8 protein-coding genes are annotated in these 16,445 nt (G+C 43.4%); 2 read left to right on the forward strand and 6 right to left on the reverse strand.

The features are described from left to right. Window positions 1–133: 133 nt before the first annotated feature. Entirely contained in the window at window positions 134–1,981 is a 1,848-nt protein-coding gene (locus HXY43_RS15190) for a serine/threonine protein kinase (RefSeq protein WP_290884265.1), read from the forward strand. Window positions 1,982–2,242: 261 nt separating this feature from the next. Here HXY43_RS15190 and HXY43_RS15195 read toward each other — a convergent pair whose 3' ends face one another. The 4 genes from HXY43_RS15195 to HXY43_RS15210 form a co-directional block, all read right to left on the reverse strand. Continuing rightward, window positions 2,243–3,088: a DUF928 domain-containing protein gene (locus HXY43_RS15195; RefSeq protein WP_290884221.1), complete on the reverse strand. Its 846-nt coding sequence runs from the start codon at window positions 3,086–3,088 to the stop codon at window positions 2,243–2,245. 76 nt (window positions 3,089–3,164) lie between these two features. Then, complete coding sequence (locus HXY43_RS15200; RefSeq protein ID WP_290884223.1) at window positions 3,165–5,549, reverse strand: CHASE2 domain-containing protein; 2,385 nt, start codon at window positions 5,547–5,549, stop codon at window positions 3,165–3,167. 83 nt (window positions 5,550–5,632) lie between these two features. Then, complete coding sequence (locus HXY43_RS15205; protein WP_290884225.1) at window positions 5,633–6,853, reverse strand: DUF1822 family protein; 1,221 nt, start codon at window positions 6,851–6,853, stop codon at window positions 5,633–5,635. Next, entirely contained in the window at window positions 6,843–8,033 is a 1,191-nt protein-coding gene (locus tag HXY43_RS15210; RefSeq protein ID WP_290884227.1) for a sigma-70 family RNA polymerase sigma factor, read from the reverse strand. The genes HXY43_RS15205 and HXY43_RS15210 overlap by 11 nt, the downstream gene beginning before the upstream one ends. Before the next feature lie 478 nt (window positions 8,034–8,511). Between HXY43_RS15210 and HXY43_RS15215 the strand changes: the two genes are divergently transcribed. Continuing rightward, window positions 8,512–12,501 carry a filamentous hemagglutinin N-terminal domain-containing protein gene (locus tag HXY43_RS15215; RefSeq protein ID WP_290884229.1) on the forward strand — a complete coding sequence of 1,330 codons (3,990 nt, stop codon included), beginning with the start codon at window positions 8,512–8,514 and terminating at the stop codon, window positions 12,499–12,501. 133 nt (window positions 12,502–12,634) lie between these two features. Here the strand turns inward: HXY43_RS15215 and argS are convergent, their stop codons facing one another. Then, the gene (gene argS, locus HXY43_RS15220) at window positions 12,635–14,392 is read right to left on the reverse strand and encodes an arginine--tRNA ligase (protein ID WP_290884231.1); all 1,758 of its coding nucleotides are present in this window, start codon (window positions 14,390–14,392) and stop codon (window positions 12,635–12,637) included. 515 nt (window positions 14,393–14,907) lie between these two features. Next, on the reverse strand, window positions 14,908–16,347 hold the full coding sequence (gene cysS, locus HXY43_RS15225; RefSeq protein WP_290884233.1) for a cysteine--tRNA ligase: 1,440 nt from the start codon (window positions 16,345–16,347) through the stop codon (window positions 14,908–14,910). Window positions 16,348–16,445: the final 98 nt, after the last annotated feature.

A 16,445-nucleotide genomic window follows, 5' to 3' on the forward strand; every position in this document is an offset into this window, starting at 1 on the left:
TAATGCACAGCAAAAGCACAGCAAGGACTTGGCAAATTTTCTGCGGAAAAACCAAGTTGGTTGTTTTGTTGTGCTTATATTTTGGCAAATCTTGGTAATTATCCGACATTCCAACGCTCGCTTGCAATTGGGCATGACAATAACGCAGTTAAACAATCGTTATCAAGTTATTCAGGTACTTGGTGCTGGTGGGTTTGGCGAAACTTTTTTAGCAGAAGATACCCACATGCCCTCTCGTCGTCGCTGTGTGATTAAGCAACTCAAACCAGTGACAAATGACCCGCAAACCTACAGAATGATTCAACAGCGGTTTGAACGAGAAGCGGCAATCTTGGAATTGCTTGGCGAAAGTAGCGACCAAATACCCAAACTCTACGCCTATTTTTCTGAGCATGGGCAATTTTACCTTGTCCAAGAATGGATTCAAGGTCAAACTCTGACAAACATTGTTGAAGCTCAAGGGCCACTCGGTGAAAATACAGTCAAGGAAATTTTATTGAGTCTGTTGTCAGTCTTGGATTATGTTCACAGTAAAGGCATCATCCATCGAGATATTAAGCCTGATAACATCATCCTTCGTGCTGTCAATAATAAGCCTGTTTTAATTGATTTTGGTGCAGTTAAAGAAACAATACGTTCTATAGTCGCTTACCCAGGCTACCCCACTCAATCATTAGTGATTGGTACACCAGGATATATGCCTAGCGAACAAGCCGCAGGACGCCCAGTTTATGCTACTGATATCTACAGCTTGGGCTTGACAGCTATTTATCTGCTGACTGGCCAGCCGCCACACGAGTTACAAACTAACCCGCAAACTGGGGAAATACTTTGGCAGCATCTTGCTTCTGGGGTGTCGTCACAATTTGCAATGGTACTCAATCAAGCAATTAAACCCCAAGCTAGCGATCGCTATTCTACTGCTAGCAAAATGCTACATGCCTTGCAATCTGTTAGCACTATTCCCCCGACACCATCATATTCGACAAGTCAATCTACAGTTGCTCTGTCTCCTGGTGCTGCAAAAATTCAGCAAACTCAGCCTTTGTCTTCTTCGCAAAAGTCTGCTTTTATCCCTGCGTCTTCCACTTCTGGGAATTGGCAAAAACCCGCTTTGATTTTTGGTGGTTTGGTTGTGGGTGGTTTGATTGGTGGGATAGCGATCGCTAATATTATTCGTCAGCCACAACCAGAAGCAACTATTACTACATCGCCTGTACCAGAAATTACACAAGAACCTACCGCGGCAAATCCAACTCCTACATCACCATCTGTTACTCCTACTACCGAACCCACCGACACGCCTGTTGCTTCCCAGCCTCCCCCAGCCCCAATTGCACCACCTACACCACAACAGCAGCCAGAAACTTCTGTTTCTTCCCCACCACCAGTTGCATCTACACCAGAACCGCAACAGCCATCAACATTTGAACCAGTAGAACCACCGCCAGAAGACTCTCAACCCTCAGTAGTTCCCACACCAGAACAGACGCAACCTCCAGAAACTCCTGTTCCTCCTGTATCCTCTCCACCTCCACGGCAGGAAAATCAACCAAAAGTTGCAACTAATACCATTAGTCGCAGTGTTCCTGGATTCCCTACAGGTACTTCTGAAAATACCGTGAAAGCATCATTGGGCAAACCTACTAAGGTTTCTAGAGGTTTATGGAACACCCGCGCTTATCTTTACCGATTAGAGCCAAATCGTGTTGACCTTGGTTATTTATTTGACAGAAAATCAGGAGTGCTACGGCAAACAGAAGTATCTTTTGCTCAGTCTGTCTCGCCTGGGGTGATGCAATCAACATTGCAGGGAATGCTAGGGGGCAATGCTTCGGGTGAAATTAACCAAGGATTGCAAAGAGTATATCAGCGTCAAGCTAACGAATACTCATTTAGTGTTGGTGGAGTCAAAGGCGTGATTCAACGCAACAAAGAAGATCAGATTTATATTGGTGTTTGGGATGCAGATTTGCATTAAAATTAACTTCTAATCAATCTAAGTACAGCTTTGCGTAAAAGGGTAGCGATTTAAAACGCAGAGGCACGCAGAGGTTAGCGCAGAGGAACGCAGAGTCTTGGTCAAAAATTTCACTATGAATTTATGCAATGTTGTACTAAGTAGATCGGCACGAATAAAGCTAACTCGTAAGGGTCGTCATTTGTCATTGGTAAGGGTTTCAGTATTTTTATATTCCAAAACACATAGCTGCTTTTATTTCCAACTACCTACTTATCTTTTTCATTTAACCAGAGGAGTCGTAGCAACATCCTCTAATCTGACCGATCGCAGTAAAATTTGCCAATCAGATACAACAGATGCATCATCGGGATGAGCAAGGCGTTGTTGTGCCAGCATGGTTAAAGCATCAAACCAAATACCATTAGCGGCATAAATTGCGATCTTTTGGCGGGGATTTGTTGCTGCTGCTAACTGCTGTTCTATTCTGGGATGCAAACTGATTCTTTGAATATCTCCTTCTACATAGACAGGAACAGCTGCTGTCTGTTGGCGATCGCAATTTACTTTAAAGTACCAACGATAGGTTTTACCCTCTTGTAAGGCGACAGTAGATGGAAGAGAAACACCGATCACACCTGGTTTTGCTCCTAGGGCGATCGCATTTCTATATATATCGTTCTCTTGTTTATCTTGTAAGACAAATTCACCGCTAGCGTTAGTGTAGGGAATGTAAAACCAAAACGTCGGTCGTTCAGAGGTAGTTAATCCCCAGACATCCACAGGAATTGATGATGTATTTATATGTTTGCTTGCTACCTCTTGTTCTTGAACAGGAACTAAAGCAGTTAATGCAGTCCCAACCGCAGGACAATCATTGCGGCTACCCATTCCTGTTCTACGTCCAGATACAGTAGTTAGTCTTGGAGGTGTTTTTGGCCAAATAAAAACAGGCCGAGAGGTTTGTTGTTTGGGTGAAGCAGGTTTATTGGTTGGTTGTACGGGTTGCTGAATAGTTGCCGGTACTTTAGTTTGGGCTATTCCCTTGGCTGGATCTTGTAAGGCACTGCTTACAACTAGAGCAGCAGTCAGCATCCATTTCATTGGTTGAACAAGCAATTTGATCACCCTGCTTTAGATATAAATCTAGAATAGGATTTCAAGGTTAAGTAATTTAAAAAAAAGTCAAAGATTTAAGTATTATTTAAGAAAATTTACGGTTCTGTATATTTAAGTAGTTATCATTCATCTTTTTATCAGCAAGTAACATCACAGTACTGCTTGTAACCACAGCAAAGGCAGAGGGAATAAATGGAACCCATAATCCTGGTACAAAAATTTTTACTAAACACACACCGTATAGGATGAAAACCGTAGCAATTATTATACAGCTTTTACTTACGAATGAACGATTGCGACAAACTATCAGACTAGCTGCTAAGGACCACCCAAATATCCATAGAATATCACCCCAGTAAGGCAAAATCCAAAGAATGGGTCTTTTGTCTAAAGCAGCACTCAAGATTTGGCTGGTCATTTCGGCTTGTATCAAAACGCCTGGTATTCTCTGGTAATATTGCTGCCCTCCACTGTAGGGAGTTGACCAAGCATCACTGCTACTATTAGCAGTAACCCCTATGAGAATAATTTTATCTTTAACTAAATCGGGGCTAATCTGACCATTAAGCACATCTGCAAGAGAAATTCTTGGAGAATAAGCATTACGATAATTGATTAGTATTTGAAAGCCTCCTAAATCCGTTCCTTGTTGATAAACACCACTGCGACCAGATTTCAAGCGTTTGATGACCTTAGTGCCAAATTTTATATAATCTTCGGTTAATTCTGGTGTTATGTTTTCGTAAAATAAATAACGAGCAGCCAGTTGTAAACTCAGTGAGTGAGGTGTTTCACAAGGAGATGAAGGCTCCTGCGCCATCATTAGAATTTGGCGGCGAACGATACCATCTGGATCGTGGATTGCATCAGTAAAACCCTGACGTTCTACAGGTACTCCCTCTGGAGGTTTAACGCCTTGGGGGTCGTATGTGCTATCCTTGCCTTTGCAGACAACAACAACATTCTCGTTGCTAAGTTCACTGGCGAGATTTATCGAATTTGACTGATCTTGTGGATCGGCAGAGTCTCGATAGATATCCACTCCAATTACTCGCGGTTGATACTTTTGTAATTGCTTGAGTAACTGAGCTAGGGTATTATCCGAGATTGATTTTGAACCTAAAGTGATTTCCCGTCGAGATTGGATGTCTTTCTCAGTGATTTCCACAATCAGCAATCTGGGATCTGGTTCTTCCTGAGGTCGTAGTAGCATCATTTGGTCGAAGGTTTGTAATTCGGCTTTCTCAAACACTCCGAAGTATCTCAAACCGATAGCTGAAGTTGTGGCGATCGCAGTACTAAGCAGTATAGTCCGGAGGTTATGCTGAAAAGTCGAAATTTTGCTTTTCGTGGAATCAGACTTAGTGTCACTGGTTCTACCGCACAGTTCTTGCCAAGCAACTGGAATAGTCGTAGGATTTTGGCAGATAACTGGCAACCAACTGGCACAGGGAAAGTCATTTTCTAGTCCTTGGAGTCTTTCCCGCGCTTCTCGCACAGCTGGGTAAAATGGCTTACCACCAGCAAAAGCGGGGAGAAAGTTTTTCAAGAATTCCTGCGCTACTACATCTGGTACCCCTTCGCGCATCACAATCATTTGCGGAATATTCAAATCAGCCAGATCTCGCGCTAAGCCAATTCCATCACAGGAGTTAAAAATAGCCAGTTTTAAACCCCGTGTAATTGCCGCTTTCAGCGCATTCTTTAACTGCGAAACTGTTAAGCTTTCGTCTTGATTGATGTAAATTTGCCCAGTTTCTCCATCAGCAACACTAACGCTATGTCCTGCAAAAAACAGAATATCCCAATCGTGATTCCATAGTTGTTCATCAACTTCTCTACGTGTTGGTTCCACCAGAAATTCAGTTTCTGCACCAGCCAAATTCTGTAGCAAAGAGCGGTCTTTCTCAACGTCAATACCAAAGCTGTTACCCAGAATTGCTAAAATATTGACTTTGTTTGTGGGAGATTTTCGTATGATCTGAGGAGGCGTATATTCCTGATTGCTTAAAGCTAATTCTGCTTTCGGATAATCCTCAAAAAAGTTCCACAAATGGCAAGGTAGCCGATGCAGTAAAGCAACATTTGTTTCAAAAATCACTCGAATTTCGTCATTAGGACTGAGCAAAGTCCGCAACTGCCGTTCAATATTTTGGAATGACTCTGAATTCAACCACCCATTGATGCTTGCTTTTAGCTTTTGACATACATTATCAAAGTCATGCACAGAGATATTGGTAATATCTTGGGAATGCACTTTAATGCGATGATTGCTGCCCAAACGATAATGTACGGCTTCATACAGTAACCGCCACCTTTTGTAGAGTTCGCCTAGTTCAGGTACTGCTGGCAAACTACCTGTGAATTTCATTGGGAAAGATTGATTCACATCCCATAGTTGAGCAGTAACTACAGGGAATCCTCGATTTAAGTCTCCTCCTAACAAGCTGATAACGACTAATTTACTCATTTTGCTTTTGTTGTTCGTTGTTTGTTGTTTGTTGTTTGTTGTTTGTTCCAAACAACTACCAACCACCAACCAATAACTAATTACTAAACCACAAAACTTTCTGCGATCTGATAACCATCAAGGGCAATTTGGATATTAAAGTATTCTCCCACTTCTACATCAAAGCGCTTCAATTGCACATAGTTATCTTGTTCTCTAGCTTGTACTTCTTGAATCGTCTCTCCTGATTCTAAAAGCAAAGCCAGCTTGATATTTGCAGGTAAGTAGATTTCTCCAAGAGGTGGATGTAGTTGGACGCGAACACTAACTTGTCTATCGTTCTCAGGTATCAAGGCAATTAGTAGCACCACTTTCTGAGACTTGATTTGCATTCCCAAATCAATCAGCTTGGCTCGTCTGACACTGGCAGATCTTAAGCCAGCAACACTTCTAAAATTAAAGGCTAAACTTTTTGAGTTTGAACCTAAAATAGTTTCAATAGGTTGCCAAGGAGTCTCGTAAATACCTTTGAGCCAACGGCTGAGATTCACTGGCTCTTGCCCTTTGACAGATCGTGATTGCTGCCGTTGTTCGTATAAGCGCTGTCGCCAGTGTTCATTTGCAAGTAGCGATGCCCAAGTTGTAAATGGTATAGCCAGCCTAGGAAAAGTAACTGTTGAATTACTCAATCTTGATATGAGATTTTCGGCAACAGTTGTTGATAGTTCTGGTAGTGGAGTTATTGTAGCTTGAGTCTCTTCTTCTGTACAAAATTGAACACTTAAACAAAAAGCATTGAGGTCTTTTGTTAAATCATGTGCGTCTATGCAATAAGTCCTGTCTATTGGATCGTAGCTACCAACAGATTTGAGTTGTTTATGGGTTATGTAACCCCAAATTCGCACCGATTCACCATCTGGTTTGACTTGGACTGCTAAATAATAGTCTGGTGCCCAGTTAGGAATATCTACCCATTCCTGAGGTATTTCTAATTCGCTATCATCTATCGCTTCGCTGGGAATTAAAACTACTCGCTGATTTCTTAATAAAATTGCTGTACCATTTACAAATTCCCAAAAAGTTGTCATGGTATGGGCATTTGGCCAGACAGTAGCTTCGGGAAAATATTCAGTTTTGGTCCAATTCAAAAAGGTATCGAGACAAATTTGATTAATATAAGCGCACCAACGACTGGCAGGCGTAGCATAAATCAAGCTTTGCCGCCAAGACTGTGCTTGGAGTGTTGGTGAGGTTTCTAACAACCATTCTCTCGGATTACCAAACTGGTAAGTCATGTTGACAACCTGAATCAATTCATAACTCATAATTGACGATTAAATGATTTTTCAGCCATTCTTCTAAAGCGGTACTCAGATCTTTAATTTGGTTGGAAGTCACAGAAATATTCACTGTTTCTTGACTCCATTTGATTAATGCTGCCAGCAAGGATTCTCTGGCTTTAACCAGCCGTCGGGAAACTGTTGGTTGACTCAGCCGCAAATGTTGTACGATTTGTAGCTGAGTTTGTCCCTGTTGATAGTAAAGTTTTAGTAATTCTTGAGATTGTGCATCAAGAAGCTGTAAAGCATTTGATAATACGTTATTTATTTGATTTTGTTGGTTTGCTCGATTGCGGGCGTCCTCTTCGGCTATCAGTTCAGCTATTAATGAATCAGAAGATGGATCTGGCAAATCAAGCATTATATTGGTGTCATCTTTAGTAATATTCAGAGAAATAACAGGCGGATAGAGATAGGTACGCACACTCATTGCTGTCTGGGTTAACCATTGTTTAATGGTGTCTGCGTTGCATTGCTTGGTAGCTTGAGTTAGTTGGCTTTGTCGTTCGCTATTGTAGAGGTTGGCGATCGCTTCCCAAACTTGGTGACTGGGTTCTGCTAACTTACCCGTACCTCCAGGCTGATTATGGACATACAGTTGTTTGAAACAAGTCCAGGCTAGGCGATATTGAGCAATGGAAACTGGTGATAATCCAGCCTGATTAAGAGCTGCTAATAGTTGCTTTTTACTTACCTTGCGTAACAATGACCAGTCTGTGCAAAAATCAGCTTCCCGGCGTTGGCGTAAAATATCTCTCAGCCGACTGAGAATCGCCATGCTGGCATAGGCTTTTAAGTTATTGCTGATATTAGGATTGAATTCTTTAAGGATGCTTTCGACTTCAGCATTGGCAAGTTGAAAGCAATCAGCCAAGCTGTACTGACTGCTTGTCAACTTGGCAACTGTTGCTTGTGCAGCCCAATAAAACTGTTCTTGTAAATAAGCAGACAAATGCATTTTGGCGAGACTGGTAGATTGGTTTTGCCAGTGTTTGTGCCAGTAAAGAGTCAAAAAGTTTTCTGAATTATAAGTTTCTGGGAAGTGTTGCAAACAATTTTGAATACTTAGACGCAATCTGGTGTCAGTTAACCATTTACTAAATCTGTCTCCCTGCAACTGCACGAATGTGGAGAACATATCCGTTATTTGTTGGCGAGGACGCATAAGCAATTAAAAATATAAATTTTTTTAGCTTAGTCATGAATGACCTTTACTTTAGCGCTCAACTAAAGTAAAGATCGTGTAGAGATGCTTCAAACAGCGTGTCTCTAAAAATCTGTTCAAATTTGCATCTTGCATTGTTTGCAATAGTTGGAAGGCGGAACCTCCAAACCCTCACCTGCCAGGTTGAACCTAGCTCTTGTTGAGAATTGTGCAATATCTCAGCAGCTTTAGCTAACTTGAGCTTAAATCGCTAACATCCAAATACTCGCTCTGACAGCACAATTGGAAAAAAGACGCTACTATGCTGATGATTAATGTTAGTATCTCTTAGTTCCTAGTTGGTGCTTCAAGTTGTGCCTTCAGTAATTATACTGGTATAGAGCTATTCTTGTAACATTAACCACTGTTGTACCTTTAATTATTAGTAGTATTTATTACTTTAGTGCACCTAAATACTACCGGCAATAGAGCGATCGCCATGTTTAAATTCAGTAATTTTTGGGGCTGGTTTCAAAAGTTAGGGGTGGGGATAGTTGGTATCTATACTTTCTCTGCAAATTGTGCGATCGCCCAGGTTACTTCTGATGACACTATACCCAGTAATTCTATTGTCACACGAGAGGGTAACACCTGGAATATCAATGGTGGAACCCGAGCGGGTAACAACCTGTTCCACAGTTTCAACGAGTTTTCTTTACCGACTGGTAGCGCAGCTTTCTTTAACAATAGTGCGGATATTCAAAACATAATTAGTCGAGTCACGGGCGGATCAATCTCAAACATTGACGGGTTGATTCGTGCTAATGGTATAGCCAACTTATTTTTAATCAATCCCAACGGGATTCTTTTTGGTCAAAATGCGCGTTTGGATATAGGCGGTTCCTTTGTTGCTAGTACTGCTAGTAGCTTGAAATTTGCTGATGGCTTTGAGTTCAGCGCTACTACATCTCAATCTGCCCCCTTGCTGACAATCAGCGTTCCAGTCGGCTTGCAATTTGGACAGAATCCAGCGGCGATTCGCGTCCAAGGTACAGGACACGATTTCACAGTTGCCAGTCCCATCTTCTCGCCCGTAACTAGAAGTGCCAGTTCAACGGGTTTGCGGGTGCAGCCAGGTCAAACCCTAGCCTTGGTGGGGGGCAATATCAGCTTAGATGGAGGTACACTGACAGCAGAAAGAGGACGGGTTGAGTTAGGCAGCGTAGCTGGAGGTTTAGTTAGTCTCAATCCTACTTCCGGTGGCTGGACTTTCGGCTATGAAGAAGTGCTTGGTTTCGGTGATATCGAGCTATCTCAAAAAGCCTTAGCAGATGCCAGTGGTGTTAGTGGTGGCTTTATCCAAGTACAAGGACGAAATCTTTCGGTGCGCGATGGCTCACTTGTTTTGATTCAAAATCAAGGGTTGCGATCGGCAGGAGCAATAAAAGTCAACACCAGAGAGTCTGTAAAAGTAAGTGGAACCAATGCCGATGGCACAATCCGCAGCAGCCTGACAAATGAAACAGTAGGAGCAGGTAAGGGAGGAGATGTTGAGCTTTCCACCCAGCAATTAGTCGTGGAAGAAGGAGGAACCATCGTTGCCAAAACCCTCAGCCCAGCAACAGGCGGCAATGTAAATATCAATGCCTTCGATTCGATACAAGTCAATGGAGCAAGTGCAGTTAATCCCAGCGTTACTAGTTCTATCGTTGCTGCCACTTTTGGCCCTGGAGATTCAGGTAATAACACAGTATCCACTGGGCGTTTAACCACAACTGGAGGAGGAACCGTTGCTTCTGCCTCTTTTGGAACTGGGGAGGGAGGAAATCTCAGCGTCAATGCTACTGATTCTATAGAAATCCTTGGCGTCGAACCCAACTTGTTTCCACCTAGTGGTTTTCTTGCTTCCGCATTCAATGCTGGAGATGCTGGCAACTTGACAGTTAATACACCTAGATTAACACTTCAGGATGGGGGAAGAGTTGGTGCTTCTGCCTTTGCAAGTGGTGCAGCTGGCAATGTTACCATCAACGTCCCTGAGTTCGTGGAAATAAAAGGTACAGTACCAGGCTCTGTAAATCCTAGTCTAGTCTCCTCCTCTGCTAACCTGGTAGATCAAAGCTTACAACAGCTTTTTGGCTTGCCTCCTGTACCCAGCGGAGCCTCTGGAGACGTGACAATTAATACTGGTCAGTTAAAGGTAACAGATGGCGCTCTAGTGACGACAAGCAATAATGGGTCAGGAATTTCCGGAAATATTAGAATTAACGCTCGTTCTGTTTTTCTCGATGGTGGCGCTGCCATCACATCTGAATTGGGGGGAACCTTCGTAGGCGGAAAGATTTCTGTCTTTTCTCCCTTCACTGTGGGAGCTGTTAAGGGAGGGGACATTGCTATTTCAGCCCAACAGTTTATTGTTCAGAAAGGGGCAGGTATTTCCACTGCTACCTTTACGAATGCAGCAGGTGGTAATGTCAATGTGGATGTCTCGGATTTTGTGCAAGTAGACGGATTTGTGCCTTTTAATCCGAGAGCGCTTAGTTTTATTGGTAGTTCTACCTTTGGTTCTGGAAAGTCAGGAAATGTCAACATTTCCACTGGGCAGTTAAGGGTTCTCAATGGATCGAGGCTAGGCGCTGGTACATTTGGGAAAGGCTCTAGTGGAGATGTTGCCGTCAATGCAACCGAATCTGTAGAAGTCATCGGTGCAGAACTAAGCCAGTCGGTAGGAAGCCTGATCGGTGTTTCGACGCTCAATGATGGAAATGGTGGTAACTTGACTATCAATACACCAAAACTGATAGTTCAAGATGGAGGCAGAATTGATTCTTCCACCTTAGCGAGTGGCTTAGCAGGAAGTATTGCTATCAATGCTTCTGAATCTGTAGATGTGAGTGGTAAAATACTTGGAACTGATGAACCCAGTTTGATCAGTGCTGGTGCCACTATTGAGAATGAATTTGCCCGCCGGCTTTTTGGATTGCCCCCCGTGCCAAGTGGGTCTTCTGGAGATGTGACAATTAACACGGGTCAGTTAAAAATCACAGATGGTGCTTTAGTCTCTACAAGAAGTGATGGTTCAGGAACTTCAGGGAACGTGAGGATCAATGCTCGATCTATTTTCCTAGACAATAAAGGTGGTATCACATCGGAAATAGGCGGAACGATCGCAGCAGGACTAATTTCTGTATCTTCCCCAGTCACTATCGGAGGTGGCAAGGGAGGAGACATTGCAATTTCAACCCAACAGCTAGCTGTCCGAGGAGGGTCAAGCATATCCACTGCTACTTTTACGAATGCACCAGGTGGTAATGTAACTATAGATGCCTCTGATTCAGTAGAAGTTAGCGGAGCAGGGCCATTCCAATCCCCAGTGAGCTTTTTAGGTGTTTCGACTTTCAACACTGGAGATGTTGGCGACATAACTATCAACACAGGCAAATTGGCAATTCGGGATGGAGGCAGAATAGATTCTTTGACCACAACGAGTGGCTCAACTGGAAATATTGCTATCAACGCTTCTAAATCTGTAGAGGTAAGTGGCAAATTGCCTGGGACTTCTATTCCTAGTCTGATTAGTGCTGGTGCTAATATTGAAAATGAATTTGCTCTCCAGATTTTTGGACTGCCGCCATCGCCAACTGGAGCATCTGGAGACGTGACAATCGACACCGATCAATTAATCATCAAAGATGGCGCTCTTGTGACAGTGAGTAATCAAGGAGCAGGAGACGCAGGCAACCTAAAAGTTACATCTCGCTCCATTCGCTTGGATAACCAAGGAAAACTAACAGCTAACTCAGCAGCGGGTACCGAAGGAAATATTTTGCTGAAAGTGCGAGATTTACTGTTGTTACGCCGCAACAGTGAGATATCTGCTGTTTCAGGCACAGCCAAAACTGGTGGTAGTGGTGGTAATTTTATTGCTGATGTTGGTTTTATTGTCGCCGTACCCTCAGAAAATAGCGACATCCTTACCAATGCTTTCACAGGCAGAGGCGGAAATATAACTATCCGTTCTGACGGCATTTTTGGAACTCAATTTCGACAGCAGCAAACATCAGAAAGTGATATTGTTGCCTCAGGAAGAGTTATATTCAACACGCCAAACGTAGATCCGAGTAGTGGATTAATCGAACTGCCTACTAATATAGTTGACCCAACCCAACAAATTTCCACCGCTTGCATTCCCGGAAGTCCACAACGTCAGAGTTCATTTGTTGTTACGGGGCGCGGCGGTTTACCCTTGAGTGCCACAGAATTGCTACAAGATACCGCGACGCTGGCAGAGTGGGTAAGAAGCCGAGGCAAACCTACTCAAGCACAAATGCAACTACAACCAACAAAGGTAGCTACTGCTAGCGCTCCCATTGTCGAAGCCTCTGGTTGGATAGTTGATGCTAATGGCGATATCCAATTAGTCACACAAGCTCCTGTAGTGACTCCTCACAATCAGTGGTTGCCATCTGCATCTTGTCCTGTTCACTGATTTGTTGGTTGTTGGTGGTTAGTAGGGGCGCAAAGCTTTGCATATAGGCGTTGAGATAGCAACCGCACATAAAACAACGCTCGACGTATAACCACCAAGACACCAAGACACCAAGTAAACTTCTAGGTTTTATTTACATTCTTTCTAAAACCTGAATACCTAGCAAAGACAGCCCCAGCTTGAGGGTTCTAGCTGTTAAATAACACAGCGCCAGCCGCGATGTCCGCACTGGTTCCTCAGATTTGAGAACAGGGCAGTTTTCATAGAACTTATTAAACTTATCACTCAGTTGATATAAGTATTCGCATAACCGATTTGGCAGTAAATCTTGCTCAACATCACCGATGATTTCGTCCAACTGTAACAAATGCTTTGCCAAGGTTAATTCTGTGTCTTCACGTAGTAGAATTTTGGCATCTGCTCCCAACTGTCCAAAATCAATGTTACCTTCCCGACTAATTCCTTGTGTTCGGACGTAAGCGTACAGCATGTAGGGTGCGGTGTTGCCTTTGAGCGATAGCATTTTGTCGTAGCTGAAGATATAGTTGCTGGTGCGATTCTGACTGAGATCGGCGTACTTTACCGCACTAATGCCAACTACTTTCGCAACATGGGCTTTGAACTGTTCAGTTTCTTCCCGCCCTTCTTCTTGTAATCTGGTTTCTAAGTCTGCACGCGCACGGGCGATCGCTTCATCCAGCAAATCCCGCAACCGCACTGTATCCCCAGAACGGGTTTTGAATTTCTTGCCATCTTCACCCAGCACCAAACCAAAGGGAACGTGGACGAATTCCACATCATCGGGAACCCACCCCGCCTTGCGTGCTACCTGAAACACCTGGGCAAAGTGATTTGCTTGTCCAGCATCTGTAACATAAATTATTCTTTTGGCGTGGTCTTCTTGAATCCGGTAGCGTATGGCGGCTAAGTCTGTAGTGGCGTAGTTATAACCCCCATCAGATTTTTGCACAATCAGGGGCAGTGGTTCACCTTCTTTGTTAGTAAAGCCTTCCAAGAAAACGCATTTTGCTCCTTGGTTTTCTACTAGCAACCCAGTCTGTTCTAAATCTTCTACAACTTTTGGTAATAAGGGGTTGTAGAAAGATTCGCCACGCTCTTGCAGTTTAATATCTAGTAAGTCGTAAATTTCTTGAAATTCTGCCCTTGACTGTTCGCACAACAGTTTCCAAGCATGGAGTGTGTCTTCTGCACCTGCTTGTAATCTCACGACTTCTTTCCGTGCAGTCTCTTGAAAAGCTTCATCTTCATCAAACCGCTTTTTGGCTTGGCGATAAAAGCTGACTAAATCGCCTATATCTAAAGCATTTGCAGTCGTGAGGGCTTCTGGGTAAACTTCCCGCAGATAGGCAATTAACATTCCAAACTGCGTCCCCCAATCACCAACGTGATTCAAGCGCAGTAGATCATGACCCCGAAATTCTAAAATCCGGGCGATGCTATCGCCGATGATTGTGGAACGCAAGTGTCCGACGTGCATTTCTTTGGCGATGTTCGGACTGGAAAAATCTACAATCTCGCGCTTTGGGGTTTTTGCTTTAGCAACTCCCAATCTGGAATCTGCTTGCATGGCAGCGAGTTGTGTTTCCAAGTATTCTGTTGTCAATTTGAGATTGATAAAGCCAGGGCCAGCCACTTCCGGTGGTTTGCAGATTTCCGATACATCCAGTTTATCGACAATGGCTTGAGCGATCGCTCGTGGCTGTTGTCCTAAACGTTTAGCTAAAGATAAAGCCACATTCGCTTGATAATCACCAAATTTAGGATTGCTTGCAGTCACCAACATCGGATCTACATCGGCGCAGTCAGCGCCAAAGGCTGCAACCAAAGCCTGCTGTAATTTCTCTTTTAATAGTTCTTGTGTAGCGTTCATATATATATGATGTTATCTGTTATTCAGAGGCAATGTGGCTGTTGATGATTAGATGTCCTTAAAGACCTGATTATTCTAACCTTAAAATACGGTAACAGAGTCCAGGTGAAGAATGTCATAGTGCACTACAATCCCCTGCACTGTCTGTCACTCTCGACAGAACTTTCTTCTGTCTTACTCTTGTGTCTTACTTATAGTTGTGATTGGATGAAGGAACAACCGTTTAATCCCTCGAAAGCCAAGGCACGAATTTCTCTGGGGTCACTAGAACTGATTAAATTCTGAGGCTCAGTTCTAATTTTCATCAAGTCATATTCCATTGTTTTTTCGTATATGACCCTTCAAATCGGTCTTGAAATTGGCAAGCAGCAGAAAAATACAAAGTCTGTGTTTTGATCAGATGATAAAACTTGGAAATATTCATATATCGCCAGATAAGTTGGTTTTCATTATCTGGCGGGATGAAATCAGGATGAGCTTTATACATTGGTATTGCTCCTCAAAGATTTTTGCCCTCAATTCCGATGCCAGCGAGTACCTTCACGGCTATCTATTAAAGTAATGCCTTGGGTTTGCAATTCATTGCGGATGCGATCTGCTTCAGCAAAATTCCTAGTTATTCTCGCTTCTTGCCGTTTTTGAATTAACTCCTCAATTTCCGCATCAGTGATACCACCCTGGGACACTTCCTCTTCAACCGTGGCTTCCAAACCTAAAACTCTTGCCAACGTGACGAGAGTCTGCCATTGTTTGAATAACTCTTCTGGTGGCGTTTCGGTTTTGCCTTCATGCACTAGGAGATTTCCCTCGCGGCGCAGTTCTTTGGCTAATTCAAATAGCACTGCTAAGCTAACAGAAAAGTTAAAGTCATCGTCTCCCGATTCTTCAAATCGTTTGATGATTTCTTGATCTAGCTGATTTCCGTTATTGGTGAAACCAAGTTTTTCGCCGTGCTGATAGCCAAAGAGTAATCCTTCTTTAAGGGTTTTCCAGCTACCGGAAGCAGTGGCGATCGCTTCATCTGTAAAATCAAGTGGTTTGCGATAATGGGCTTGCAGTACAAAGTACCGCACTGCCATCGGATCGACTGGGCGAGCCAACAGTTCGCGAATGGTAGTAAAGTTACCCAAGGACTTGGACATTTTCTTACCATCTACCATTACCATGCCGTTATGCATCCAGTAGCGTGCCAACGGCTTTTTGATGGCGGCTTCCGATTGGGCAATTTCATTCTCGTGATGGGGAAATATCAAATCTCCGCCGCCACTATGAATATCAATTGTTTCACCAAGTTGCGATCGAATCATCGCCGAACATTCAATATGCCACCCCGGACGACCTTTACCCCAAGGTGAGTCCCAAGCAGGTTCTCCTGGTTTAGCAGCTTTCCATAGGGCAAAGTCAAAGGGGTGTTGTTTTCTACCTTCCGAATTTTCTAGGTCTACCCTACCGCTAGCACCTGCCTGCATTTGTTCCAGATCTCGTCCCGATAACTTGCCGTAAGTGGGGAAACGCTCCACTCTGTAATAGACATCACCACCAGCAGCGTAGGCGTAATCTTTTGCTTCTAAGGCTTTAATCATTGCCTGGATTTCTGGGATATGTTCCGTTGCCCGGGGATATTCATCAGCATCCATGACGTTTAAGCGCCGGATATCTTCAAAATAAGCATCGATGAAGCGATTTGCCACTGCTTCCATCGTTGTACCTAGTTCTCTCGCACGGTTGAGGATCTTGTCGTCAATATCAGTAAAATTCTGTATGTAGCGCACCTGATAACCGCGCCATTGCAGGTAACGACGTATGGAGTCCCAAACAATGTATGAACGGGCATGACCCAAATGGCAGTAGTCATATACCGTCACGCCGCAGCAATACATCTTAACTTTTCCTGGTTCGATTGTTTCCAACGGTTCTTGGCGACGAGTGAGGGTATTGTAAACGGTTAGGGTCATAACACAGTAATACTTAATCAGATACGCAATAATAGGTTAAAGCAGCTGGGACGTTTATCCAGCATCCCTATGCTAGTGTTTTATGGACTCTCTGCGCT

It is taken from the genome of Fischerella sp., from assembly GCF_013388695.1.
Classification (GTDB): domain Bacteria; phylum Cyanobacteriota; class Cyanobacteriia; order Cyanobacteriales; family Nostocaceae; genus PCC9605.